The sequence below is a fragment of the Mycobacterium sp. IDUB_17 genome, assembly GCF_055419465.1.
In genome coordinates, this window is record NZ_JBVAXS010000002.1 from 467,105 (window position 1) to 492,308 (window position 25,204).

Consider the following 25,204-nt stretch of genomic DNA (forward strand, 5'->3'; position numbering starts at 1 on the left):
CCCAGGGGGCGGCGTAGCGGGCTCGTGCCCACCGGTAGATCGTGTTCAGTTCAGGTGTGGCGTCGAAGAACTCGGAGTCGGTCAAGATGCTCTCCTGGGGATGTAGGCGGGGCCGCGGCCCTGGGCGATGCGCTGGGCGAGGGCGGTCCAGCCGCCGGCTGCGGCGATCTCGCGGGATGCTTCGGCGCGTTTCTCTTGGGCGAGTTCGGTATGCAGCACCCAGTGCTCTCCGGAAGCTGCGAGCGACAAGAGCTTTCGAGGGTCACTGTCGGGTAGCTGGCACCACGCCGGGGTGCCTGCCGCCGGAAGCGGACCGACATTGGCCTTAGCGACCATGGCAGTGATGAACTCGTGGACAGGCCACCACGCGACCTGTTGCGATGCGGGAGCACCCGCCCCGATGGTCTCGGGGCGGGCCTCCGTGTCGACCTTGCGGTCAGCCACTATTGGCCACCAGCATCGAACGCGGCCAACAACTCAGCGACAGCGCGTGCGTCCAGCTGGGATGCCTTGTCCACGATCTTCTGTAGCTTGGCCTGCAACGCTTCGCGCTGCTCTTCGAGGGCGATCGCGTTGGCGCGGCACAGGCAGTCGGTGCAGTCCACCTCGTACCACCAAAGCCCCGTCGTGGGGTCCTCCAGATCGACATCATGGCAACGACCCGGCGCGATGAACTCGTCAATCTCGTATGCCTTGTAGTTGCTCTGTCTGCCCCGCTCGGATTGCTTCTCGAGGACGGGGAGCTCTGCTCTGCAGATCGCAGGGAACGTTGATTGTCCGGCGTCCCATGCCTTCTGCAAGTCACTCCACCACCACAAGTGATGTGCGTGTGGGTTCTGCGGAACACCCTGCCGCCATGCCCGTTGAATCCGTTGGCTGTCAGCCTCGGTGAGGTCCTTGCGGAACCATCCCGTGGCGATCTCCCGCAGCTTCTCGGCGTGGTTGTCGCCGGTGATGATGGCGTGGGTGGTGATTCGGCCACACTCAGCGCACTTGAGGTCACCGGTCTCTCGGTGCCAGTCCCGATCGACGGAGCCTCGGAGCCAGTAGTTTTCGGGCCGGTGATTGCGGGGCCGGCGGCAGGTGCGAACCGTCCCGCAGATGCAGCAGAGCGCTTGGCGCGCCTGATCGCTCACCGCCGCACCTCCTGAGACTGTGCGGCGAGGGTGTCGGCGATCTTGTCGACCAAGACGGACGCGGCCCGCAGATGCCGACCAGCTCGCACCAGGTCGACGTACACCCACAAGGGGGTGTCCTCCGGCAGAGCCTTCATCACCTCGTCCAGGTCGCTGCGGCCAAGCTCGGCCATATTGCTGGCACGGTCGAAGGCCAGGGCGATATCCGGTGGCGGTACCACCGGGGCGGTGGTTGTCGGTACAGTCACTTCTAGAACTCCTGTTCTTGGCTGAGTGGGTTGTTCCTCTGAAGGGCCTCGGCGGCAACCGGGGCCTTTCGCATGTCTGGCGTGTGGTCATCCTCGATGAGACCGAGGTCGGCGTGATCTTCCTGCGGCAGAGACCGCATTAGGCCGCACCTTCGAGGCGGCTGATGTACTCGCTGATCTGCGCGTCAGTCGAAAACCTGCGCCGGCCGATCTTTACCGATGCCAGGGCCCCTGACGCCCAAAGCTGAAACACCAGCGTGCGGCTGATGCCGCCGAGCTTCGTGCTCGTCTGCTCCCAACTGTTCACGGACGCTCCTTTCGTTGACTGCTCCGTAATGCGACATATCTGACGTACTTAGCCGTCATGTCGGAGCATACAACGGATGCTCCCGAACGCAAGCGCATCCGTGCGAGAATGTCGCAATGCCGAACATCGATGAGTCAGCGAAGGCCTGGCAGCTGGATATCGCGCGCAGGGTAGGCGCTGAAGTGCAGAGGTTGAGGAAGAAGCAGGGCTGGACCGCACTGGAGCTAGCCCAGAGAACTAAAGAACTCGGTTATCCGATCAGCCGCGTTGCAATTTCGAAGATCGAAAGCAATACAAGGGCTGGCAAACTCGATCTCGCCGAACTGCTGGTTCTCGCCGCCGCGCTCAACACAACACCAGTGACGCTGATTTTTCCCGGACCCTACGAGGATCATGTTGAATCTCTGCCCGACCGATCAACGTTGCAGTTCTTTGCAGCTCAGTGGTTATCCGGGAGCCTCATGCTCGGATCTCAGGACGCAGACAGGTGGACCGAGAGTACCCGCAGCCTGAAGCTATGGCGACAGCTCCATGATGCGGAACGGATACGGGCTGTTCTCATCAGAGACAAAGCTGATCCGACACAAATTGCGTACTACGACAAGCAGATTCAGCAGCTACGCGATGATCTTGGCATCGACGACTCAGTCTTGAGGATAAGGTAAGGAGCGGCGGTGCCTAGGCAGCGGATGACCCCCGGTGAGCACGGGAAGATCACGGAACGTGCGAGTGACGGAATCTTCTACGCCACAACGTATCTACGGCTCCACAGCGGCAAACTGCGCGAGCGTGAAGCGTCGTCGAGGAAGTCCGCAGAGGATGCGCGGCGTGAGCTGAAACGGCGCATCGCAGCGGAGCTTGAGGCCGGCGAACCAACGGGTGTAATCAACCGGAGCACATCATTGTCCGAACTGTTCCAAGCGTGGATACCAGCCAAGGTCGCAGAGGACAGAATCGGCGACCGAACAGCCACCCTGTACCGGGATACGTGGCGACTGCACGGCGAACAGCAGCTCGGCGAGCTGCGCATCGCGGAACTGTCGACCAGCCGCGCCGACGCGCACCTGAAAGCATTGCCGTCGTCCGCGGCCATCTACATGCGCATCATCCTGTCGGGCATGTACTCGCTGGCCGTCAGATTCGACGTGATCGCCCACAACCCGATGCGTGAGACCAAGACCGCCAAGACCGATCGCAAGCCCGCTAGGGCGCTCACCGCAATGGAATTCGAGGAAGTGCGCCTGGCCGTCAAGGTGTTCTGTGAGCACAAGGGACCGGGTCCTCGGCGTGGCCGGATGCTGGCCGGGTTCGTCGAACTGCTCGCTGCCACCGGTGTGCGGCCGGGGGAGGTTCTGGCGATCGAATGGCCAGACGTCGACCTCCTGGCTGATGTGCCGACCGTCACGGTCAACGGGACCGTCGTCGACAGCGGGAGAGTGGCCGGCAAGCCGCTACATCGGCAGGACGCACGCAAAGGTGGTGCCCCGGCCCACACGGTGACGCTGCCCGCGTTCGGGGTGAAGGTGCTCACCGAGCTGTACGGGGTGACTGGACCGGACGGCACGGTGCTGAAGAACAGAGACGGTGGCCTGGTGAGCCTGTCGAATATCCGCTCGTCGCTGCGGGAAGCTCTTACACCTCACGAACACCTGAAGTGGGTGACGCCGCACAGCTTCCGGCGCACCACCGGGACCGTCGTCAGAGACGGGCTCGGCGTCGAGGCCGCACAGCACCAGCTCGGACACGCGCAGCTCGCGACCACTGAGGGCCATTACGTGCAGCGGGTCACGGCAGGGCCGGATACCCGTGCTGTGCTGGACAAATGGGCCAGCAACGGGAACTGAGAACCGAATTTACGGGGAAAGTACGGGATTTCGCCGATTCGAATTTGCTGGCAAACCTCTGCAAGCTGCTGACCTGCATGTATGGAGCCGATGACGGGAATCGAACCCGCGTATTCAGCTTGGGAAGCTGATGTTCTGCCATTGAACTACATCGGCATGGTGCTGACGAAGGATAGCAACTCGGCCTGCGTTGTGGGTAAGGCGGGCGGACAACGCCGCCGCGAGTCTGAGAAATTGACGCCGGCTGACCCGTGGGGCAGCCCCCGCCTGGCGAAGGTCGTCGACGCGGCCGATCGACCGTTGCCCAGTGCGGACCCGGTGCTTCGGGCCGGGTGGCGAAAGATACGACCCCAGAACATGATTCCTGTTCACGCCCGACCCTGAGAGTCGCATAACAGCTTGGGCTTTCGCTCTCAGGCGCCCTGTCTACCGTCGGTCGTCCTGGGCTCCATCCGGCGCTGAATGGAGCGAGCAGGCCCCCACCACGGGCCGAATCAATCGAGGGGTTTTCCCATGGATGTTGTTATCGGTATCGCCATGACCTCGCGCGATACCCGGCTTCTCCTGGTGGAGGGCACTCGCGGCGACGGCGCGATGATCGACCACGACGGTTTCGACGCGCACACCCGCATCGGCGTCGAGCACCCCGACTTCAGTGAGCACGTCGTCAACGCGGTGCTCGGCACCTGCGCCGCCGCCCCGGCGAACGGATACGTCGTCGACCGCGTCGCCCTGACCTGGACCGACGAGGTGGCCAGCGAGGCCAAGTCGATCCTCGAGGCTCTCAAGGAGCTGGGCATTGCCAACGTCGAGGTGGTCTCCACCAACGACGCGCTCGCAGCCGCCGCCGAATACACCGTTCAGATCGCGGACTGCGACTCGATCGCACTATGCGTCATGGAACCCGACGAGACCATGTTGGCCGCGATCGGCGCCGAGGGCGAGGACGGTACGCGCCGAACACACAGCCGCCGTCTGGTTGGACCTGATGCGGCCACCGCAGTGCTGGCGCTGCGCGGCGTCTGTGACAGCTTCTCCGAACCGATCTCCGCGGTTGCCATCGCGGGTTCGACACCCAATGCGGAAAGTCTTGTCGAGGAAGTGAATTCGGTGATGTCGCGGCCGGTCGTCCTCGGTGACGACGCGGCCTTGCTGCTGGCGCGCGGCGCGTTGCTCGCCAGTGCAGACCGTCGCGACGAGGCCGCGCCGGCAGTCAAGCGTGACCCTCTGGCGCACACCTTGGCGATGGTCGTGGCGACAGCGGTGCTGATCGTGGCGGGTGCGGTGTTCCTGGCGGTGACCATGCGCGGGGGCCCTCGCAACTCGCCGCCGCAGGCGTCGACCCCGGTTGAACATGCCGCGCCGATCTCGCCGCCCGAGCTGCCGATCCACACCGTCGTGCGCAAGGTGGTGCCACTGGTTGGGAGGGCGGCTGGGAAATCCTTGGTGGGGCCCGACGCCGACACCGCCTTGCCGCCGTTGCCGCAGGTGGTCCGTCGGTAACCGATACGCTCGTCGGGTGCTGCTCTCCGATAGGGACATCCGGGCCGAGATCGCCGCGAAACGCCTGGCCATCGAGCCGTTCGACGATGCCCTGGTGCAGCCGTCGAGCGTCGACGTTCGCCTGGACACCCTGTTCCGGGTCTTCAACAACACCCGCTACACCCACATTGACCCGGCCAAACAGCAGGACGAGCTGACCAGCCTGGTCGAACCCGCGGAGGGTGAGCCGTTCGTGTTGCACCCGGGCGAGTTCGTCCTCGGCTCCACGCTCGAGGTGTGCACGCTGCCCGACGACCTCGCCGGGCGCTTGGAAGGCAAGTCCTCGCTGGGGCGTCTCGGATTGTTGACGCACTCGACGGCCGGGTTCATCGATCCGGGGTTCTCCGGGCACATCACCCTGGAGCTCTCCAACGTCGCCAACCTGCCGATCACGTTGTGGCCCGGCATGAAGATCGGCCAGCTGTGCCTGCTGCGGCTGACCAGCCCGGCCGAGCACCCGTATGGCAGCGACAAGGTCGGCTCGAAATATCAAGGTCAGCGCGGGCCGACGCCGTCACGCTCGCATTTGAACTTCATCAAGTCGTAGGCGCTCTCGCCGAGTGGCTAGTTATGACACGTAAACGGGCGATTCGCGTGTCATAAGTGGCCACTCGGCGTGCATCCGGGGCCCGGCCCTCGCCACGTCTGCGCCGTTTTCTACGTGTGAGTCGTGGAATCGCCGATCAACAGCGCTGGTGTAGAAAACGGCGCGGCGACTGCGGGGGCTGGGCGCGGCGACTCCGGGGCCGCCGCGACCGCGAGGCAGGCACGCACGCTCGGCAGGCCAAGCCCACACCCGGTGAACTTTCAGTAACCACACCGCAACACGAAACACGGCTGAAACACGCGCGCCGCGCAGCTGAAACGCGCGCCCGACATTCTCGTCGAGACCAAAGGAGCTCGACGTGCCCGAAATCGATCCGGCCGCCACTGCTTGGCTGCTCGCCAGCACCGCGCTGGTCCTGTTGATGACCCCCGGCCTCGCCATCTTCTACGGCGGCATGGTCCGCACCACCGGCGTGCTCAACATGATCATGATGAGTTTCATCTCGATCCCGCTGGTCACGGTGGCCTGGCTGTTGGTCGGCTACACCCTGGCGTTCTCCGAGGACGCCGGCGGCGGTCTGATCGGTGGCCTGCAGCACTTCGGCATGCTCGGCATCACGCCCAGCACGGCCCACGGCGCGGTACCCGAGCTGTTGTTCGCCACGTTCCAGCTGACCTTCGCGATCATCACCGCCGCCCTGGTCAGCGGGGCCATCGCGGACCGGGCGAAGTTCGCCGCCTGGATGCTGTTCGTCCCGATCTGGGCCGTCGCGGTGTACGCCGTCGTCGCGCACTGGGTCTGGGGGCCGGGTGGCTGGCTGGCCGGCCTAGGCGTGCTCGACTACGCCGGCGGCCTCGTCGTCGAGATCGTCTCCGGTTCCTCGGCCCTGGCACTGGCCTTGGTGCTCGGCCCGCGCATCGGCTTCAAGCAGGACGCGATGCGCCCGCACAACCTGCCCTTCGTGCTGCTCGGCGTCGGCCTGCTGTGGTTCGGCTGGTTCGGCTTCAACGCGGGCTCGGCGCTGGCCGCCAACGGCACCGCCGCCGCGATCTTCCTCAACACCCTGGTCGCCGGCTGCCTGGGCATGCTGGGCTGGCTGACGGTCGAGCAGGTCCGCGACGGCAAGCCGACCACCTTCGGCGCCGCGTCCGGTGTGGTGGCCGGCCTGGTGGCGATCACCCCGTCCTGCGGCACCGTCAACACCCTCGGCGCGGTCGTGGTGGGCCTGGCCGCCGGTGTGGTCTGCTCCTTTGCCATCGGCCTGAAGTTCCGGTTCGGCTACGACGACTCCCTGGACGTGGTGGGTGTGCACTTCGTCGGCGGCGTGGTCGGCGTGCTGCTGATCGGATTCCTGGCCACCGAGGTGATGACCCAGGGCCCGCAGGGCCTTTTCTATGGCGGCGGGCTGACCCAGCTGGGTAAGCAGCTGCTGGCCGCGGTCGTCGTGGCGGTCTACGCGTTCACCGTGTCGTACGGACTCGCCAAGGCGATCGACCGGTTCATGGGATTCCGGCTCAGCCCCGAAGACGAGACCACCGGCGTCGACTTCACCCAGCACGCCGAGTCCGCATACGCCGAGGGTGTGCACGGGCACCTGCCGCAGCGCCGACCGGGATTGTTCGGCGGCACGCTGGGGCAGTTGGGGCATTTTGGCCAGCTCGGAGACCACGAACAGCGTCCCGATCCGGCCGAGGAAGACAGCGCGGGATGAACCGGCCGGCGCTCTTTGTCGTAATGCCGAGTAGGGTCTAACTAACCGGCGCCGGCACGCACAACGCCGCCGCGGTCCGACCGGAGTCCAAGCGCTGTAGCTAACGAGCGCAGGTGTAACGATCGAGCTGGTTACGCCGATGAAGGTTCTAGTTGTCGGTTCGTGCGGAATGTGTGCGCAATGGCGACAAACGCAGTGTAGCAAACACATTGGAGGGCTCGGTGGACATCGTATTGGGTGTGGCGATGGCACCTACAACGGTCCGCATGGTGCTGGTCGAGGGGGAGAAGGCCGACGGAGTTACCGTCGATCACGACGTCTTCGACGTCACCGCCGGTGAAGATTCGGCAACCATTAGCGCGGCCGATCAGGTGGTCGCCGCGATCCTCGGAACCCAGGAGAGCGCGACCGCGGGCGGGCACCATCTGAAGTCGATCGGGGTCACCTGGACCGACCATTCCGACGCCGCCGCACTGCGCGACACCCTGTCCGCGCACGGCATCGACGACGTCATGCTGGTCTCCGAAAGCCATGCCGCCGCCGCGCTGGCCCAGGCGGTGGGCCGCGCGGTCGGTTACGACACCACGGCGCTGCTGTTCATCGACCGTGACGCCGCGACGCTGTCCGTGGTCAAGACCGACGACGGTTCCGTGGTCAAGGTGCTGAGCCGTTCCCTGCACAGCGCCGACGCCATGGCCGTGCTCACCGATATGGCCGCTGCCGTCGACGCCGCCGATTCCGCACCGCAGGGCATGTTCGTTCTCGGCTCAGGCGTCGACGTCGCCTCGGTCAAGGCGCACCTGGAGCCTCTGGTGTCGCTCCCCGTCAGCGCCCCGGACGAGCCCGAGATGGCGCTGGCGCGCGGTGCCGCACTCGCGTCGGCTAATGCTCCGGCGTTCGAGGCCACCACGGTCGGTTTGGCCTATTCGCAAGATCCCGACGGGTCGACCGCGGGCAGCGCCTACGCGCTGGCCGGCCTGGCCACCGAGATGGCCCCGGCCGGTGCCGATGCCATCGACGGGGTGGACCTCGTCGCCGACGAGATGCCGATGGACGAGGAGCGCAAACCCTTCCTCCTGGTGGGTTCGGCGTTGACGTCGGTGTTCGTGGTTGGCGTTGTGGCCCTGGTTATTTCGCTTGCGGTGAGCATCCGGCCGACGGTTGATCAGCGTCCGGCTCCGGCGCAGGGCGCAGTGGCACCCAGCGCCCCGGCCAAGCTGCCGGCCCCCGCGCCGCCGCCAGAAGCTGCCGTACCGCCGCCACCGGCCCCGCCGCCAGAGACCATCAAGGCCCCGATCCCGGTGGTGCAGGAAGCCCCGGCGCCCGCACCGCAGGCTCCGCCGCGCACGGTCTACGTCGAACAGCCCGCCGCGGCCCCGCCGCCCGCGCCTGAGGCGCCTGCTCCGGCACCCGAAGCTCCGCCCGCGCCGCCGCCACCACCGATCTACAACCCGCCGGCGCCGTACATCCCGCCGCTGGTCGTGTTGCCGCCTGCGCCGCGGCTGCCGAACATCTTCCGCCCGCCGTGGGACCCGCCGCAGTCTCCGCGGTGGGACCCGCCGTCGCGCCATGAACCGGAAGCCCCACAGTGGCCTGGTTCAGGCTCCGATGACTGGGGCCCGGGATCGGGTTCGGGTCCGAGTTCGGGCTGGAACCCTGGCCGGGGATCGGGTGACTGGAACCCGGGCCGCGGGTCCGGTGACTGGAACCCCGGACGCTCTGGCGGCTCCGATGACTGGAATCCGGGTGGCTCGGGATCCGGCGACTGGAACCCCGGTCGTTCCGGTGGTTCTCACAAGTCGGGTGGCGACGGCGGATCGCTGTGGCCGTTCCCGTTCGGCGGACACTGAACCGCGGCCCCGCCACCAACCGTCACCTGACGTTGGCCTGCCGCTCAGTGTCGCGTAGCAGCTAGCTCATACTGGCCGCCTATCCAGGCAGTATGCGATGCACCGTTTTCGGTACCGGCTATCTGGGCGCGACACATGCCGCGGGGATGGCCGAGCTCGGCCACGAGGTGATCGGGGTCGACATCGACCCGGGCAAGGTGGCCAAACTCGCCGCCGGTGACATCCCGTTCTACGAACCCGGCCTGCGCAAGGTGTTGAACGACAACCTGTCTGCCGGGCGCCTGCGGTTCACCACCGACTATGACGAGGCCGCCGACTTCGCCGATGTGCACTTCCTCGGCGTCGGCACCCCGCAGAAGAAGGGCGAATACAGCGCCGATCTGCGCCACGTGCACGCCGTCATCGACACCCTGGTGCCACGGCTGCGCCGGTCGGCGGTCATCGTCGGCAAGTCCACCGTCCCGGTCGGTACCGCCGCCGACCTGGCCGAGCGGGCCCGCGGCCTGGCACCCGCTGATGTGGACGTCGAGGTGGCCTGGAATCCGGAGTTCCTCCGCGAGGGGTACGCCGTGCACGACACGCTGCACCCGGATCGCATTGTGGTTGGCGTGCAGCATGATTCGGTGCGGGGCGAGGCGGCCGTGCGTGAGCTCTACGCGCCGCTGATCGCAGACGAGGTGCCGTTCCTGGTCACCGACTTGGAGACCGCCGAGCTGGTCAAGGTTTCCGCCAACGCGTTCCTGGCCACCAAGATCTCGTTCATCAACGCGATCTCCGAGGTGTGTGAAGCCGTCGGCGCCGACGTGACCATGCTGGCCGACGCGCTGGGTTATGACCCGCGTATCGGACGACGATTCCTCAACGCGGGTCTGGGCTTTGGTGGCGGCTGCCTGCCCAAGGACATCCGGGCGTTCATGGCCCGCGCCGGTGAGCTCGGCGCCAACCACGCGCTGACCTTCCTGCGTGAGGTCGACAGCATCAACATGCGCCGCCGCACCGCCATGGTGGAACTGACCACCCGGGCCTGCAGTGGTTCGCTGCTGGGCGCCAACATCGCGGTGCTGGGCGCGGCGTTCAAACCCGAATCCGACGATGTCCGCGATTCACCCGCACTCAACGTCGCCGGCATGCTCCAGCTCAACGGCGCTGCGGTCAACGTGTATGACCCCAAGGCGATGGACAACTCGCAGCGGGTGTTCCCCACGTTGAACTACTCCACCTCGGTCATCGAAGCCTGCGACCGGGCCGATGCGGTGCTGGTGCTCACCGAGTGGGCCGAGTTCGTCGACCTGGACCCGGCCGAGCTGGCCGACACGGTGCGCGTCAAAGTCGTTGTGGACGGCCGCAATTGCCTGGACGCGCAGCGGTGGCGGGACGCCGGATGGCGCGTGTACGCGCTGGGCCGGCCAGTCGCCACTGTTTGACGCTTGTAGAACAAATTCCGCAGTCGTAGGCTCGGGCCATGCGGGAACGAATCCGGTGGATGGCCCTGCACGGGGTGGTTCGAGGCATCTCTGCGTATGGGATGCGTCATGGGGATCCGCAGGCTCGGCTCATCGCCGACCCCGCGGTGCGAGCCGACCCGGCACCCTTCGCCGACGAAATGCGCCGTCGCGGACCGATTGTGCGCGGCCGCGCCATCTTGATGACCTTCAACCACGACGTGGCCACCGAGCTGCTGCGCTCCGATGACTTCCGGGTTTCGCGGCTCGGCGGCAATCTGCCGAAGCCGCTGCGCTGGGTCGCCGACAAGACCGACAACGGGTCGCTGCACCCGTTGCTACCGCCGTCGCTGCTGGCCGTGGAACCGCCCGATCACACCCGCTACCGCAAGCTCGTCTCCTCGGTGTTCACCACCCGCGCCGTCGCCCGGCTGCGCGAACGGGTCCAGGAAACGGCCAACGAACTGCTGGACTCGATGGACGACGACGGCGTGGTCGAGATCGTCGACCGGTACTGCGCACAGCTGCCGGTCGCCGTGATCAGCGACATCCTCGGTGTGCCCGACGCCGACCGGTCACAGATCCTGCGCTTCGGCGAGCTCGGCGCGCCCAGCCTGGACATCGGATTGACCTGGCGGCAGTACCAGGAGGTGAACTCCGGTATCCACGGATTCGAGACCTGGCTGACCGGTCACCTGCGTCAACTGCGGCGCAACCCCGGTGAGGACCTGCTCAGCCAGATCATCCAGGCCTCCGACGCCGGTGCGGCCGGGGAACCTCTCAACGAGTCAGAACTGCGGGCCCTGGCCGGGCTCGTGCTGGCGGCCGGATTCGAGACCACGGTCAACCTGTTGGGCAACGGCATCCGCATGCTGCTCGACCATCCCGAACACCTGCAGACCCTGGCGACGCGGCCCGAGCTGTGGCCGAACACGGTGGAGGAGATCCTGCGACTGGACTCACCGGTGTTGATGAGCGCGCGGGTAGCCCTCCGCGACACCGAAGTGGCCGGAACCCCGGTGCAGGCCGGAGAACTCGTCATCATCCATCTGGCCGGGGCCAATCGAGACCCCGCGGTGTTCACCGAACCGCACCGCTTCGACATCGAACGGGACAACGCCGGACGGCACCTGTCGTTCTCCGGCGGCCGGCACTTCTGCCTCGGCGCGGCCCTCGCCCGGGCCGAAGGTCAGGTCGGCCTGCAGACCTTCTTCGACCGGTTCCCCGATGCCCGGGCGGCCGGCGAAGGCAGCCGTCGCGAGACCCGCATCCTGCGGGGCTGGTCGACTCTGCCGATCGCGCTCGGGAAGGCACGCACAGCGGTAAGTTCGTGACGTGGACTTCCACACAGCACTCCTCGACCAGACCCGGAGCTTCGGGGAGCTGATCGCCTCCAGCGATCCCGATACACCGGTGCCGACGTGCCCGGACTGGACAATCAAGCAACTGTTCCGCCACGTCGGGCGCGGAAACCGTTGGGCGGCACAGATTATCTCCGAGCGCCGGGTGTCGGCCCTCGATCCGCGCGAGGTTCACGAGGGCAGGCCGCCCGATGATCCCGACGCCGCGTTCGAGTGGCTCAATGCGGGTGCGACCCAGATCCTCAAGGCCGTCGACCAGGTCGGCACCGACACCAGGGTGTGGACGTTCCTGGGCCCCAAGCCCGGGGGTTGGTGGATCCGGCGACGCGTACACGAGGTGGCGGTTCACCACGCCGACGCCGCGCTGGCCGTGGGAACCACGTTCGTCCTGCCGGCCGACCTCGCCGCCGACGCGGTCAGCGAGTGGCTCGAGATCTCCACCGGTATGGCCAAAAAGCGGCACGGCGAACCGCTCGCGTTCGGCGCCAGCATCCACCTGCATGCCACCGACGACGGTCTGGGCCCCACCGGCGAATGGACGGTGGAGCACGACGAAGACGGCCTCGGGTGGTCACACAGCCACGGCAAGGGCACCGTCGCGCTGCGCGGGTCGGCCAACGACCTGCTGTTGGCCATCACGCGCCGGCGTACCGCGGCCGAACTCGGGCTCGAGGTGTTCGGCGACACCGCAACTTGGGACGCCTGGCTCGACCGCACACCGTTCTGAGTGGCGTACGTTTCGTTCATGACCACATCCGAGATCGCCACGGTTCTGGCCTGGCACGACGCGCTGAACGACAAGGACATCGACACCCTGACCGCGCTGTCCAGCGATGACATCGAGTTGGGCGATGCCAACGGGGCCACCCAGGGGCATGCCGCACTGAGCGACTGGGCCGCATCTGTCGGCGACACCGTCACGCCTGGACGGATGTTCGTGCACGACGGTGTGGTCGTCGTCGAGCAGACCGTCCGGGCCTCTGACGGGACGGCTCACGCCGGAGCCGCTGCCTTCCGGGTGGTGCACGACCACGTCACCTCGGTGTTCCGCCATGACACCCTGGCTGCTGCTCTGGCCGCCACCGAGCTCACCGAGAAGGACCTCGCCGGCTGACGCTATTTCGTCGGCGTCGCCAGCACCGCGGCGATCGCCGTCGTCAACGGGACCGACAGGGCCAGGGCGATACCGCCTACCGCGGAACGGGCGATCTCGATGGCCACACTCTCACCCGTCAGCACGTCGGCCAATGACCGGTTGGCCACGCTGAACAACAGCAGCAGCGGCAACGCGCTGCCGGCATAGGCCAGCACCAGGGTGTAGACCGTGCTGGCGATGTGGTCGCTGCCCACCCGCATGGCACCGGTGAAGATCGAGCGCCTGGTGCCGCCGTGCTCGGCGAGCTCGAACACCGCCGAGGCCTGGGTGATGGTCACGTCGTTGAGCACGCCCAATGAGCCGATGATGAACCCGGCCAACAGCAGGCCGGTGATCGACACGTTGCCCAGATACGCCGCGACCTCGTTGTTCTGGTCTTCGGACAACCCCGTCAAGTGAGCCAGTTCGATTGCCGCCCAGGACAATATGGCCGCCAATAGCAGCGAGGTCAGGGTGCCCAGCAGGGCCGCGCTGGTACGCAGGCTGACACCGTGGGCCAGATAGATCACCGCGTAGAGAATGGCCGCCGAGGCCACCAGCGACACCGGGACCGCCGGGGCACCGTCGCGCAGCGCGGGCAACAGGAAGAGCATCAGCACCGCGAACGCCACGACGATGCCGATGATCGCACGCAGGCCCCGCCAGCGTGCCACCGCCACGATCACCACGGTGAACGCCGCGGCCAGCGCGATCAACGGCCAGGTGCGCTCGTAGTCGAAGAATGCGTAGCTCGTCGTACCGGCGGCATCGACCTGCCGGCTCACCCGGACATTGTCTCCGGCAACAAGATTCGGCTGCCCGGGCCCGGTGGTGAACTCGAGCAACGTCTTGGCGCCCTTGTTCGGGCCGGAATCGATGGCGACCAGGTTCTGCACACACGTGCCGGCACCCGGCTCGGCGGGCTGCGGCTTGGCTGTCAGCACACCTCCGGCCGACGGGCTGCCGCAATCGGCCAGCGTGCTGGACACCACGTGCCCGGCCTCGGTGGTGACGGCTCCGCCCGCGGCGTTCTGGAACGGCAGGGGGATGTCGACCCTCTGGTGGCTGGGCCACAGCACGGCCGCGCCGATGAGGACCGCGAGCCCGATGGCCACCAGCAGGCCGACGACGATGCGTGCGGCCAACGGGCCCAGCGGAGACGGGCCGGCCAGCGAATGGGAGTGGGAATGCGTGTGCGCCACCCGGACAGCCTAGAGCGGGTGGCTGTCGGGTTCCTGGCCTCCGCATGCGGCAGCGATACTGAGCGAGTGGGTAGGTGGTGGGTGTGGTTGCTCTGGGGCGGCCTGGCGTGCTGGCTGGTCGGGTTCTGGTGGCACTGGTCGCACACCTCGTGGTGGATCTTCGACATCCTGATGATCCCACTCATGGGCGCGCTGTATGTGTTTGGGCTGGTGGCGGTGGTTGTCGCGGCGATCAGAGGCCGCCGCTGGGTAGTTCTCGCGACGCTGGTGCCGGTACTGGTTGTCGTCACCGTAGTGGTGAACTCGACATGGATGGTGGCACCGCGAACCTGGTTCACGATGCACCGGCCGTTGTTCGAGCGGGCACTCGAAACCGATCCCGGGGCGGCGTATTACGGCAACGAATTGCCTTGGGCGTTACGGTTCCTCGTGGCTGAGGGGAGAGTGTCCAATCGAGGGGGTAGCCGCTTCTTTCCGCAATGGATCGGGATTCCCGACGATGCGGGCGGCTATCTGTACGACCCGAACGAATCCCCTGAAGGCGCCGACCTTTACGGCGACATCTGCACCAATCCCGTCGATCTCGGTGACGGATGGTGGATGTGCGGACTGCGCAATAACGGGTGGTAGTGGGCCTTACTGGCGGTAACTGGCCAGGAAGTTGCCCAGCCGCTCGATCGCGTGGGCCAGGTCCCGCGACCACGGCAGGGTGACGATACGCAGGTGATCCGGTGTGGGCCAGTTGAATCCGGTGCCCTGCGTCAACAGGATCTTCTCCTGCAACAGCAGATCGAGCACCAGTTGCTCGTCATCGTGGATGTCGTGCACTTCGGGATCCAGGCGCGGGAACGCGTACAGCGCACCGGCCGGTTTCACGCAGGAAACCCCGGGGATCTCGTTGAGCTTGGTCCAGGCGATGTCGCGCTGCTCGAGCAGTCGCCCGCCCGGCAACACCAGATCGTCGATGCTCTGATGACCGCCCAAGGCGACCTGAATCGCGTGCTGCGCAGGCACATTCGGGCACAACCGCATGTTCGACAGCAGGCTGATGCCCTCGATGAAGCTGCTCGCGTGCTCCTTGGGGCCGGTGATGACCAGCCAGCCCGAGCGGTAGCCGGCCACGCGGTAGGCCTTGGAAAGCCCGTTGAAGGTGAGGGTCAGCAGGTCGGGGGCCAGCGTGGCCAGCGAGATGTGCTTGGCGTCGTCGTAGAGGATCTTGTCGTAGATCTCGTCGGCCAACAGCAAGAGCTGATGCTTGCGGGCCAACTCGACCATCTGCTCCAGGGTTTCGCGGCTGTACACCGCACCCGTTGGGTTGTTCGGGTTGATCACGACGAGCGCCTTCGTGCGCTCGGTGATCTTTGACTCGATGTCGGCGACATCGGGATTCCAGCCCTGGGTCTCGTCGCACATGTAGTGCACCGGGGTGCCACCGGCCAGTGCGGTCGAGGCTGTCCACAGCGGGTAGTCCGGCGCGGGGATGAGCACCTGATCGCCGTTGTCGAGCAGCGCCTGCAGCGTCATGGTGATGAGCTCGGAGACGCCGTTGCCCAGATACACGTCGTCGATGTCGAATCGGGGGAAGCCCTCGACCAGTTCGTACCGGGTGAATACCGCGCGGCGCGCGCTGGCGATGCCCTTGGAGTCGGAATAGCCCTGCGCGTTCGGCAGCGCCTGGATCATGTCGCGCATGATCACGTCGGGTGCCTCGAAGCCGAACGGCGCGGGGTTGCCGATGTTGAGCTTGAGGATGCGGTGACCTTCAGCCTCCAGCCGTGAGGCATGTTCGTGTACCGGTCCACGGATCTCGTACAGGACGTCCTGCAGCTTCGTGGACTGGGCGAACGTACGCGGCTTCGGGTGCTGACCGGTCTGCCACGGCAACTGATGGGTAGTCACGCTCACCATGGTCTCATCACCGTCCACTGAATTTGGAATTTGCCGAACCAGTAGGTGGCCACCGCCACAACCGTTCGAGTTGCCAGAGCACATGATCTGTGGGCGCACCTGCCATTCGAATGGCAACCCGCTGTGGGTTCGCTTGGGTGGCCACGCGTGGGCCAAAAAGCTACGAAACCATGGCTGCAACGCAAACGGCGCTTGATTTCCCTAGGTCAGGGGATGTTTCGTGCCGCAATCCTCCGACACGATTGGCAGTCCACATGGCACGAATCAGCGGCAACATCCGGGTCCAGACGCTCGCCGCGGTAGTCGGCGGCAGCGCCGTCGTCGCAATGGGAGTCATTGCCGCGACGTTTGGCGGCGCACCGGAAGGTCCGGCAACCGTCGTCTCCGGCGGATCGATGACCCTCGGTGAGACCACGACCGTCACCTACACCGGCACGATCGCCCCGGTGGTCGCCGTGCCTCCGGTGAAAGCCCCGCCCTACGGCGCCAAGAGCTGATCCCGATACGCCGAACGGCCACCTCCGTTGTGGAGATGGCCGTTCGGTGCGTTAGGGACGTGCTCAGCGCTTACCGGGACGCTTGACCCCGGCCTTCATGCCCAGGCCCACGACCGGAGGTTCCGGCTTGGCGGGCTCGGCGGGCTTCTCCGCTGCCGGTTCCGGCGTCGGCTCGGCAGCAGGTGCCGCCGGGGCGGCCGGAGCTGCGGGCGCAGCCGGGGCGGCCTTCTTGGCCCCCGGACGACGCGCACCCGCGGCGATGCCCAGGCCCACGACCGGCGGTTCCGGCTTGGCCGGTTCTGCCGGTGCGGCGGGAGCTTCAGCAGCCGGAGCCGCAGCGGCGGCCGGTGCCGCCGGAGCAGCTGCCTTCTTGGCGCCCGGACGCTTCGCGCCGGCCGCCATGCCCAGACCCTTCACCGGGGCCGCAGGCGCGGCCGGGGCCTCGGCTGCGGGAGCGGGAGCGGCCGACGCTGCCGGAGCAGCAGTCTTCTTGGCGCCCGGACGCTTCGCGCCACCGGCGATGCCCAGACCCTTGACCGGGGCAGCCGGAGCGGCAGGTGCTTCGGCAGCCGGGGCAGTCGACGCGGCAGGTGCCGCAGCCTTCTTCGCACCCGGACGCTTCGCGGCACCAGCCATACCCAACCCGGTGACCGGCTTGGTGGCAGTCGCTACCGAAGCCGAGGCAGCGGGTGCCGCCTCAGCCGCCGGGGCGGCTTCCTCGGCGACCGCGGGTGCCGGTGCCGCAGCTTCGGCCTTGGCCTCCGCTTCGGCGCGTGCCTCGGCCCGCTTCTCGGATTCCTTTGCCGCCGTGCCCTTCTCGGGCAGCTTGATGGCGCTCTTGTCCAGCGAGTTCAGCAGCAGCTGAGCCACGTCGAGCACTTCGGCCTTCTCGACATTGCGGGCAGCGGCCACGTCGTCGACACCGTCGGTGATCATCACGCGGCAGAACGGGCAGCCGGTCGCGATGGTCGAGGCGGTGTCCATTGCCTCTTCGGTGCGCTCGACGTTGACGCGCTTGCCGATGTGCTCTTCCATCCACATGCGCGCGCCACCGGCACCACAGCACAGGCCGCGGTCGGCGTGGCGGGGCATTTCCTTCAGCGTCACGCCGGAGGCCTCGACCAGCTCACGCGGAGCCTCGTAGACCTTGTTGTGGCGGCCCAGGAAGCACGGGTCGTGGTAGGTGACCTCGGGGCCACCGGTGGACTTGACCGGCACGAGCTTCTTGTCCCGGACCAGGCGGTTGAGCAGCTGCGTGTGGTGTACCACGGTGTAGTTGGCGCCCAGCTGCGGGTACTCGCGGCCGATGGTGTTGAAGCAGTGCGGGCAGGTCACCACGATCTTGCGGTCGACGGTCTCGACACCCTCGAACAGCTCGTTGATGGTCTCGACGTTCTGCGCGGCCAGCTGCTGGAACAGGAACTCGTTGCCGGAGCGGCGAGCCGAGTCACCCGTGCAGGTCTCGCCGGTGCCCAGCACCAGGAACTTCACGCCGGAGGCGGCGAGCAGTTCGGCGACGGCCTTGGTGGTCTTCTTGGCGCGATCCTCGTAGGCGCCGGCGCAGCCGACCCAGAACAGGTACTCGAAGCCGTCGAAGCTCTCGACGTCCTCGCCGTAGACCGGCACGTCGAAGTCGACCTCGTCGATCCAGTTGGTGCGGTCCTTGGCGTTCTGGCCCCAGGGGTTGCCCTTGAGCTCCAGGTTCTTGAACAGCACGCCGAGCTCACCGGGGAACTCCGACTCGACCATGACCTGGTAGCGGCGCATGTCGACGATGTGGTCGATGTGCTCGATGTCCACCGGGCACTGCTCGACGCAGGCACCGCAGTTGGTGCAGGACCACAGCACGTCGGGGTCGATGACGCCGCCCTGCTCGGCAGTGCCGACCAGCGGGCGCAGCGCCTGCTCGGGGCCGGAGCCCTCGATGCGGGCGAAGCCGTCTTCGGGCACGCCGTGCCCGTGCAGGCTGTCGCCCAGCTTGGCGAAGTCGACCGAGCCGTCCTCGGGCATCGGCTTGCCCTCGATGATGTAGGGAGCCTTGGCGAACAGGTGATCGCGCAGGTTCATCATCACGAGCTTGGGAGACAGCGGCTTACCCGTGTTCCAGGCCGGGCACTGCGACTGGCAGCGACCGCACTCGGTACAGGTCGCCATGTCGAGGTTGGCCTTCCAGGTGAAGTCCTCGATGCGGCCCTTGCCGAACACCGCGTCTTCAGCGGGATCCTCGAAGTCGATCTTCTCGCCCTTGTACTCCATCGGCAGCAGCGGGCCGAGGCCGTCGGGCAGACGCTTGAAGGTGACGTTGATCGGGGCCAAGCCGATGTGCAGGTGCTTGGAGTGCAGCACGATCAGCAGGAAGGCCAGCATGACGCCGAGGTGGGCGAGCAGTGCCAGGCTCTCCAGCCAGACGTTGGCGGTGTGGCCCAGCGGAGCCAGCAGCGCGGCCATGCCGTCGGAAAAGAAGGCGCCGGACTGGTAGGGGAAGTTCTCGCCCAGCACGTTGACGGCCGCACCACGGAACACCGCGTAGGTCGCGATGACCAGGAAGATCATGATGAGGATCGTCCAGGCGCCGCCATTGTGCGAGCCGTAGAAGCGGGACTCGCGGCCCAGTTGCTCGGGGTTCTTACGGATACGGATGATCGCGAAGACGATGATGCCGGCCAGCACGGCGACGGCGAAGAAGTCCTGAAGGAAGCCCAGTACCGCCCAGCGGCCGACGAACGGGATGTGGAATTCGGGGTTGAACAGCACCCCGTAGGCCTCGAGGTACACCGTGGCGAGGACGAAGAAGCCCCACATGGTGAAGAAGTGCGCGATGCCGGGGATCGACCACTTCAGAAGCTTCGACTGAGCGAAGACTTCCTTGTTCTGGTTCAGGAAGCGCTGGACCAGATGGTCCTTGCGGCCACGCTCGTCGCCGACCTTCTGTCCCGAGCTGATCAGCTTGGTCAGCCACAGCACGCGCTTGGCGGCGAACGCCAAAACGACGAGCGTGGCGAGCACACCGATAATCAGCCGTGACAGAGTCAGGGTGTGTTCGAGACTCCCCACAGAAACGCCTCCATTTCGCGAGTTACCGGCCGGTAACTTAGGCATAGTTACCCGTCGGTAACTTAGCTTCCTTCAGCTCATAGTGACATTTAGGTGTTTCTCACCGCTACCGAGGCTTACCTAACTTTGAGGTAACTGTGGTACGGGTCTCAGCCCCCCCCGGCGATGGGGGCCACGTCAGTAATTCGAAAGTGGCAAAGAATGCGAATGTCGAAAACGGCATTCGCGCCTTCTAGCCCTGGGGCGCCAACATCGCCCGCAACATCGAGAGCATCTCCGAGCGGGACTCGGCGCCGAGCCGTCGCCGAATCCGGGCGACATGGTGCTCGACGGTCTTCGCCGAGATGAACAACTGACTGCCGATGTCGCGGTAGGGCATCCCGAGCAGCAGCAGTTCGGCCACCTCGCGCTCGCGGTCGGACAACTTGGTCGACGACGGCGTCGGTGCGGTCTGCGTCGAGGCGACGACCGGGGCGCCTGAAACGACCTCGACCTCCTCGACCGCACTGGTCTGCTTGAGATCGCGGGCCAGCTGCAGCATCGCCTGCGACACCCGGGCGTCCGGGGTCTGCAGCGCGGCCTGGCTGGCCAGCCGGGTGCCATCCCAGGTGAGGCCGAACTGGGACAGCGCCCGCGCAGCGGCCGTCACCTCGTCGATGTCGACGTGGTTGGCCAGCACCCGCAACCAGGTCCGCCCGCCATTGGCCAGCGCCCGGGCGAAGGCGCTCTGCCCGGCCGCGGCCGTCAATGCCTGCCCATGTGGGGCGACCGCGCCGGGGGAGTTGGCCAGAATCCCGGCGTGCACACCCGCCCAGTGCAGCGGCACCGACCACAACACCGGATTATCGAGGGCCGCAAGCAGATTCCACGCCTCGGCCAGCGTGTGCTCCAACCGGTCGACCTGACGCATGCGGGCACCGGCCACCCACAACTCGCCCAGCGGCAGCAGCGAGAACAGATCGATCGAATACTCAGCCAGGACTTCCACCGCGGCATACCAATACTTCTGTACTGCGCCGCTGTCACCGCTGCGCCGGGCGATCGCGGTACGCAGCGCGGCGGCCCACAACGCGTCGCGCCGGTGCAGATCCTCACCCGCCTCGGCGGCGGCAGCGTCCGCGCCGGCCGGACCGAGCTGACCGTCCTGCATCTTGACCCAGCCCAACAGCAAGCGGTGCCGAGCCGCGCTGAAGGCCTCGTCTTTTCCGCCCGCACGCACTGCGCGGCTGATCACACTGCGCGCCCGCACCGAGTCGCCACCGTGCAGCGCCGCCAGCGTCACCAACGCCGCCGGCGTATCGGGGGCGACGCCACCGGCCTGATATTCGGTCGTGACGGCCTGTCCCAGCCGGGCCACGGTCACGGAGAACGGCTGATCCAGCGACAACACCAAACCTTCGGCCAGGCTGCGGGCCGCCCGTGCTGTCGAGGTGGGCGGCCCGGCCGCCTCTGTGCCTGCCGATGCCCGCGCGGCCTCGCCGTCGCCGGCCGCGAGAAACGCCGTCGTGCTCGCCGAGCTGACCAGGACATCCGGATACGGACCGAGCCAACGGAACAGGTCGGCGGCTTGGGCGGCGCCGCCGTCGTGCATGGCGACACTGGCCGCGACCCGCACCGCGGTGGCCCGTTCGGCCGGGTCCTCGGAGCCGAGCAGTTCGTCGGCCATCCGCGCCGCGGTGGTGCAGTCCCCGGCCAGTGCCAGGGCATCGGCCAGGCGGGTGCTCACCGCCGCCGCGCCGGCCGTGACCGCGGCGCGGTAGAGGCGGGCCGCCCGCGCGGGCCGGGCGCGGCTGTGGGCGGCGTGTTCGGCGAGCGCCTCGGCCAGCCGATCGTCGCGTAATCCGTGCTCGGCCAGCCCCGCCGCGAGGTCGGCCGACAAGGTGGACAGCTCGAGTTGCGAAGCGAGAAGGGAGGTTTCGATCTCGTGGTGGCGGGCGGCGCCGGCGATCTGGGCGAGTGACTCGTGAACCATCCGCACGAACCGCCGGTCATGCGACGGCTCCACCAACCCGCCGGCCCGGGCCCGATCCACCAGGACCGACGCCTCGGCGCCGGTCAACCGCAGCGCCGCCGCGACGTCGTCGGGACCGAGATCGTGACTCAGTGACAGGATCAGCAGCGCATCGCGAGTGTCGTCGTCAACCCGACGCAACCGCTGCAGCAACGCGAACCGGGCCGCATCGGCCGGCGCATCGACCGCATCCGTGGCCGCCCGCAACAGGAATGGCAATCCGGCTGTCGCGGCCAGCACCGATCTGACGGTCTCCTGGGTGGCCGAGGCTCCCAGCGTCGTGCTCAGAAGCCGACCCACCTCGGCTGTCGGTATGGGCCCGAGGCGTGCCACCGGGTTCTCCCGCTCCAGCGTGGTGGCCAACGTGACCAACGGAGGGCGATGTGTCAACGGCTCGCTCGCCACCACGACGGTCGACGCTGGATCGGCGACTTTCTCTGTGAGAAAGCCGATTTCGCTGTCGCCGAGCAGATGTGCGTCGTCGACGACGAACGCCGCCTCAGGTGCGTCGTCCGGCCGGGGCGCACGGGTCAACACGACACGGTCGGCCTCACGCAGTGCGGTGCGGACCGCGGCGAGCACCGTGCTCTTCCCGGTTCCGATCCCGCCGGACAGCAGCAGCTTGACCGGTGCCGTCGGGTCGGCCAGCACCGCAGCGATCGCCGATCGGGCAGCCAACGGAAGCTCCGGAACGGACTCCGGTGCCGGGGCGGTCATGGTGACTGCCTAGGAGACGCCGTCGTCGGCACCCTCGGCCGCCGCAGTGGTCGTGACCGGCGGCTGGGTGGTGGTCGGCGGCTTCGTTGTCGTCGGGGGCTGCGTGGTTGTCGTCGGCGGTTGCGTCGTGGTGGTCGTTGTCGTCGGCGGCGTTGTCGTAGTCGTTGTGGTGGTCGTCGTTGTCGTGGTGGTTGTGGTCGGACTGGTCGTCGTGGTGGTTTCCGGTGCCGACGTCGTCGTCTCCGGCGGTGGCGGTGGCGGAACCACGACCGTGGTCGTCTTGACCCCGTCGGGACCCTCGGTCACGGTGGTGACCGGCTCAGGCGGCGGCCCCTCCGGAGACGGGCCCATCGAATAGGTGGTGCTGGTCTCAGTCACGGGCGTGGAATCACCGGTGGTGCTGGTCAAAGTCACCGCGAGGCCGCCCGCAGCCAACAGAGCGGCCGCGGCCGCGGCTCCGAACAGGATCGGCGGGCGTTTGTACCAGGCCAGCGGTGCCGGACCGGCGTCGAACATCTCCTCGTCGTGGCTGAACTCGACGGACGGTCGCGCCGCCGTCGTGCCCGCGGGAGTCTGGTAGTCGCCGCCCGCGTACGGCACCGGCTCGTTGCCGGGCGCGTCGTCCTGCGACCAGGCCAGGGCGCCGACATTCCCCGCGTCGGCGGCCGGAGCCTGACTCGTCGGGGCCATCCCGGTCGGTAAATCGGCGGCGGCCACCTCGGGAGCCAAACCCGTCGGCGCGTCGGCAGCCGCCACCATGGGGGCCATCCCCGTCGGCGCGCCCGCGTCGACGACCCGCTCGGCGACCAGCGCTGCCCCGGCCGCGACGTCGAACTGCGGGCGTGCGGTGGTGGCGACCGCTGCCCGCAACCGTTCCGACAGTCGCTGGGTAACAAGAGGAATCGCCGCACCGCCGCCCACAGTCGCCACCGCGGTCACACTCGACAGCGCAATGTTGTTGCGCTGCAACGTGTCTTCGATGACATCCAGCAGTCCCGCCAACGGCGCGGACACGAGTTGCTCGAGTTCGGGGCGGGTCACCCGGACATCGGAGTTGAATCCCGGCAGCTCGGTGCGGATCACGGTGGCGGTGTTGGCGGACAACTGCTCTTTGGCCTGACGGCATTCAGCCCGCAGCCGGGCCAGCGATCCGACGGCCGCGGTGCCCGCCGGGTCGGCATCGTTGGCCGACGCGACCCCGCTGAGCACGTGGTTGAGCAGGGCCTGGTCGATCAGGTCGCCGGAGAAATCGGGATAGCGCACGGTCGGACCGATGGTGGCGAACGCCGCACCGGCGTCGGCGAGTGTCACGCTCGTGCCGCTGCCGCCGAAATCGCACAACACCACGACGCCGTCGGCGGGCAGCCCCGGATCGGCCTGCAGGGCCGCCAGCGCGGTCAGAGAGTCCGGCACCAGGCCCGGCGCGGTGCCATTGGGGGCCAGTCCGGGATAACGAGGCAGTACATCGCGCAAGGCGCTGACGGTGCTCGGACCCCAGTGCGCCGGGACGGCGATCACCACCGGCGCTCCGCCACCGGCCAGGCGGGCCATCGCGGCCAACGCCTCGGCCAGCACCAGCTCGCCGCGGTGCTGGGACCCGTCGGCGGCGACCAGGGGAACCGGGTCGCCCACCCGTTCCACGAAGCCGGCCAGCGGCAACCCGCTGCCGGTGTACTCGCCCACGTCGGGGGCACGGTCGTTGTGCAGGGTGAGGATCGATCGGCGGATCACCGGGTGGCGGCCCTCGCGGGCTGCCACCAGGTTGGTCATCCCGATCGACAACCCCAGTGAGTCGGTCATCAGGCGTCACTCCTGTTGTCTCGGCCGAACCTCACCCTAACGGCTGAGACCGCCAGAGCCCGTGATTGATCCCCTAGTGGCGTCGATCCCCTAATGTCCACCCCCCTAATGGTGGGCGGGCAGGGGTGGGTTCGGCACCGATCCCAGCACCCTCACAGCTGGCTAACATTCAAATCGAACTGTTGAGGAGGTGGAGCATGGCGAACACATTGCTGGACTTTGTGATGTCGCTGGTACGCGACCCCGATGCCGCTGCCCACTATGCCGCCGATCCGGCCCAGGCCATTGCCGATGCCCATCTGACCGATGTGACCAGCGCGGACGTCAACAACCTGATTCCCGTCGTGTCAGAGTCGCTGTCCATGACCGGCACGAACACGGGGTTCGGCGATCTCGGTGCGGCCGACCCGGGCGGCAACGTCTGGGCCAGCGGTGCGGCGACGGCGGCGTTCGACGCCTTCGGCGATCACGTGCCGCTCGATTCCCCCAACGATGCCTGGGACTCGACCCCCGGCCAGGTCATCGATCAGTCGGGGTCGCTGGACCACCTCGTGTCCTCTGCGCCGGCCATCGACGATCCCGGCCTCGTGAATCAGCCGTTCGATGACGTATCGCTGCAGCTCAACGAACCTGTCATCGAGGATGCACCGGTCGTCGATGCAATGCAGGCTGACGGCTGGGCCCAGCCCATCGTCGACGACCAACACCACACCGACAGTGGCGGCGGATTCGACATCTTCGACTGATCTGCCCCAGCGTTCCAACAAGCGCACGACCCAAGTGGTCGTGCGCTTGTTGCGTTTACCTGCGGAAACGTCAATAGTCTCGGGGCTGGCCACCCCTGCCCCTACGTATCCCCTAACCCCCTACTGGGGCAGCCCCCTCCACCCCG

General features: G+C 67.2%; 22 protein-coding genes and 1 tRNA gene. 13 read left to right on the forward strand and 10 right to left on the reverse strand.

Annotated elements, in window-relative coordinates:
* Positions 1-81: 81 nt before the first annotated feature.
* From ACZYZ7_RS09400 to ACZYZ7_RS09415, 4 genes are all read right to left on the reverse strand, one after another.
* A complete protein-coding gene (locus tag ACZYZ7_RS09400) occupies positions 82-444 on the reverse strand; it encodes a DUF2742 domain-containing protein (RefSeq protein WP_463740768.1) in 363 nt (120 codons plus the stop codon).
* Positions 444-1,136, reverse strand: coding sequence for a hypothetical protein (locus ACZYZ7_RS09405; protein WP_463740769.1), 693 nt, complete (start codon positions 1,134-1,136; stop codon positions 444-446). The genes ACZYZ7_RS09400 and ACZYZ7_RS09405 overlap by 1 nt, the downstream gene beginning before the upstream one ends.
* On the reverse strand, positions 1,133-1,384 hold the full coding sequence (locus ACZYZ7_RS09410) for a hypothetical protein (protein ID WP_463740770.1): 252 nt from the start codon (positions 1,382-1,384) through the stop codon (positions 1,133-1,135). Before ACZYZ7_RS09410 ends, ACZYZ7_RS09405 begins: the two co-directional genes overlap by 4 nt.
* Positions 1,385-1,523: 139 nt before the next feature.
* Entirely contained in the window at positions 1,524-1,691 is a 168-nt protein-coding gene (locus ACZYZ7_RS09415) for a hypothetical protein (RefSeq protein ID WP_463740771.1), read from the reverse strand.
* Positions 1,692-1,807: 116 nt separating this feature from the next.
* Between ACZYZ7_RS09415 and ACZYZ7_RS09420 the strand changes: the two genes are divergently transcribed.
* Positions 1,808-2,356: a helix-turn-helix domain-containing protein gene (locus ACZYZ7_RS09420; protein ID WP_463740772.1), complete on the forward strand. Its 549-nt coding sequence runs from the start codon at positions 1,808-1,810 to the stop codon at positions 2,354-2,356.
* Positions 2,357-2,365: 9 nt separating this feature from the next.
* Entirely contained in the window at positions 2,366-3,535 is a 1,170-nt protein-coding gene (locus tag ACZYZ7_RS09425; RefSeq protein ID WP_463740773.1) for a tyrosine-type recombinase/integrase, read from the forward strand.
* Between the two features lie 82 nt (positions 3,536-3,617).
* Here ACZYZ7_RS09425 and ACZYZ7_RS09430 read toward each other — a convergent pair.
* A tRNA-Gly gene (locus ACZYZ7_RS09430) sits at positions 3,618-3,691 on the reverse strand.
* Positions 3,692-4,048: 357 nt separating this feature from the next.
* On the opposite strand from ACZYZ7_RS09430, the gene ACZYZ7_RS09435 reads away from it, so the two are divergent.
* The 8 genes from ACZYZ7_RS09435 to ACZYZ7_RS09470 all read left to right on the forward strand — a co-directional run bounded on the left by ACZYZ7_RS09435 (position 4,049) and on the right by ACZYZ7_RS09470 (position 13,102).
* A complete protein-coding gene (locus tag ACZYZ7_RS09435; protein ID WP_450069405.1) occupies positions 4,049-5,038 on the forward strand; it encodes a DUF7159 family protein in 990 nt (329 codons plus the stop codon).
* Between the two features lie 16 nt (positions 5,039-5,054).
* Positions 5,055-5,624: a dCTP deaminase gene (dcd, locus tag ACZYZ7_RS09440; RefSeq protein WP_039313451.1), complete on the forward strand. Its 570-nt coding sequence runs from the start codon at positions 5,055-5,057 to the stop codon at positions 5,622-5,624.
* Positions 5,625-5,982: 358 nt separating this feature from the next.
* Positions 5,983-7,335, forward strand: a complete 1,353-nt coding sequence (locus tag ACZYZ7_RS09445) for an ammonium transporter (RefSeq protein ID WP_450069404.1) — start codon at positions 5,983-5,985, stop codon at positions 7,333-7,335.
* Between the two features lie 221 nt (positions 7,336-7,556).
* On the forward strand, positions 7,557-9,185 hold the full coding sequence (locus ACZYZ7_RS09450; protein WP_463740774.1) for a DUF7159 family protein: 1,629 nt from the start codon (positions 7,557-7,559) through the stop codon (positions 9,183-9,185).
* Between the two features lie 92 nt (positions 9,186-9,277).
* Positions 9,278-10,609 (forward strand): UDP-glucose dehydrogenase family protein, encoded by a 1,332-nt coding sequence (locus tag ACZYZ7_RS09455; protein ID WP_463740775.1) that lies wholly within the window; start codon positions 9,278-9,280, stop codon positions 10,607-10,609.
* A 38-nt stretch (positions 10,610-10,647) separates the two neighbouring features.
* On the forward strand, positions 10,648-11,961 hold the full coding sequence (locus ACZYZ7_RS09460) for a cytochrome P450 (protein ID WP_463740776.1): 1,314 nt from the start codon (positions 10,648-10,650) through the stop codon (positions 11,959-11,961).
* 1 nt (position 11,962) lies between these two features.
* Positions 11,963-12,715 carry a maleylpyruvate isomerase family mycothiol-dependent enzyme gene (locus ACZYZ7_RS09465; protein ID WP_463740777.1) on the forward strand — a complete coding sequence of 251 codons (753 nt, stop codon included), beginning with the start codon at positions 11,963-11,965 and terminating at the stop codon, positions 12,713-12,715.
* 18 nt (positions 12,716-12,733) lie between these two features.
* Positions 12,734-13,102 carry a nuclear transport factor 2 family protein gene (locus tag ACZYZ7_RS09470; RefSeq protein ID WP_135451932.1) on the forward strand — a complete coding sequence of 123 codons (369 nt, stop codon included), beginning with the start codon at positions 12,734-12,736 and terminating at the stop codon, positions 13,100-13,102.
* Between the two features lie 2 nt (positions 13,103-13,104).
* Here the strand turns inward: ACZYZ7_RS09470 and ACZYZ7_RS09475 are convergent, their stop codons facing one another.
* On the reverse strand, positions 13,105-14,325 hold the full coding sequence (locus tag ACZYZ7_RS09475; RefSeq protein ID WP_463740778.1) for a YibE/F family protein: 1,221 nt from the start codon (positions 14,323-14,325) through the stop codon (positions 13,105-13,107).
* 66 nt (positions 14,326-14,391) lie between these two features.
* Between ACZYZ7_RS09475 and ACZYZ7_RS09480 the strand changes: the two genes are divergently transcribed.
* Entirely contained in the window at positions 14,392-14,955 is a 564-nt protein-coding gene (locus ACZYZ7_RS09480) for a hypothetical protein (protein ID WP_463740779.1), read from the forward strand.
* A 6-nt stretch (positions 14,956-14,961) separates the two neighbouring features.
* Here the strand turns inward: ACZYZ7_RS09480 and ACZYZ7_RS09485 are convergent, their stop codons facing one another.
* Complete coding sequence (locus ACZYZ7_RS09485) at positions 14,962-16,251, reverse strand: pyridoxal phosphate-dependent aminotransferase (protein WP_167857696.1); 1,290 nt, start codon at positions 16,249-16,251, stop codon at positions 14,962-14,964.
* A gap of 236 nt (positions 16,252-16,487) precedes the next feature.
* Between ACZYZ7_RS09485 and ACZYZ7_RS09490 the strand changes: the two genes are divergently transcribed.
* Positions 16,488-16,730: a hypothetical protein gene (locus ACZYZ7_RS09490; protein WP_135451939.1), complete on the forward strand. Its 243-nt coding sequence runs from the start codon at positions 16,488-16,490 to the stop codon at positions 16,728-16,730.
* 63 nt (positions 16,731-16,793) lie between these two features.
* Here the strand turns inward: ACZYZ7_RS09490 and ACZYZ7_RS09495 are convergent, their stop codons facing one another.
* The 3 genes from ACZYZ7_RS09495 to ACZYZ7_RS09505 all read right to left on the reverse strand — a co-directional run bounded on the left by ACZYZ7_RS09495 (position 16,794) and on the right by ACZYZ7_RS09505 (position 24,312).
* Positions 16,794-19,784, reverse strand: coding sequence for a (Fe-S)-binding protein (locus ACZYZ7_RS09495; protein ID WP_463740780.1), 2,991 nt, complete (start codon positions 19,782-19,784; stop codon positions 16,794-16,796).
* Between the two features lie 232 nt (positions 19,785-20,016).
* Positions 20,017-22,512, reverse strand: coding sequence for an isoniazid response ATPase/transcriptional regulator IniR (gene iniR, locus ACZYZ7_RS09500; protein WP_463740781.1), 2,496 nt, complete (start codon positions 22,510-22,512; stop codon positions 20,017-20,019).
* A gap of 9 nt (positions 22,513-22,521) precedes the next feature.
* On the reverse strand, positions 22,522-24,312 hold the full coding sequence (locus ACZYZ7_RS09505) for an Hsp70 family protein (protein ID WP_463740782.1): 1,791 nt from the start codon (positions 24,310-24,312) through the stop codon (positions 22,522-22,524).
* A 197-nt stretch (positions 24,313-24,509) separates the two neighbouring features.
* Here ACZYZ7_RS09505 and ACZYZ7_RS09510 point away from each other — a divergent pair, with 197 nt between their 5' ends.
* Complete coding sequence (locus ACZYZ7_RS09510) at positions 24,510-25,058, forward strand: Rv0340 family IniB-related protein (protein ID WP_463740783.1); 549 nt, start codon at positions 24,510-24,512, stop codon at positions 25,056-25,058.
* Positions 25,059-25,204: the final 146 nt, after the last annotated feature.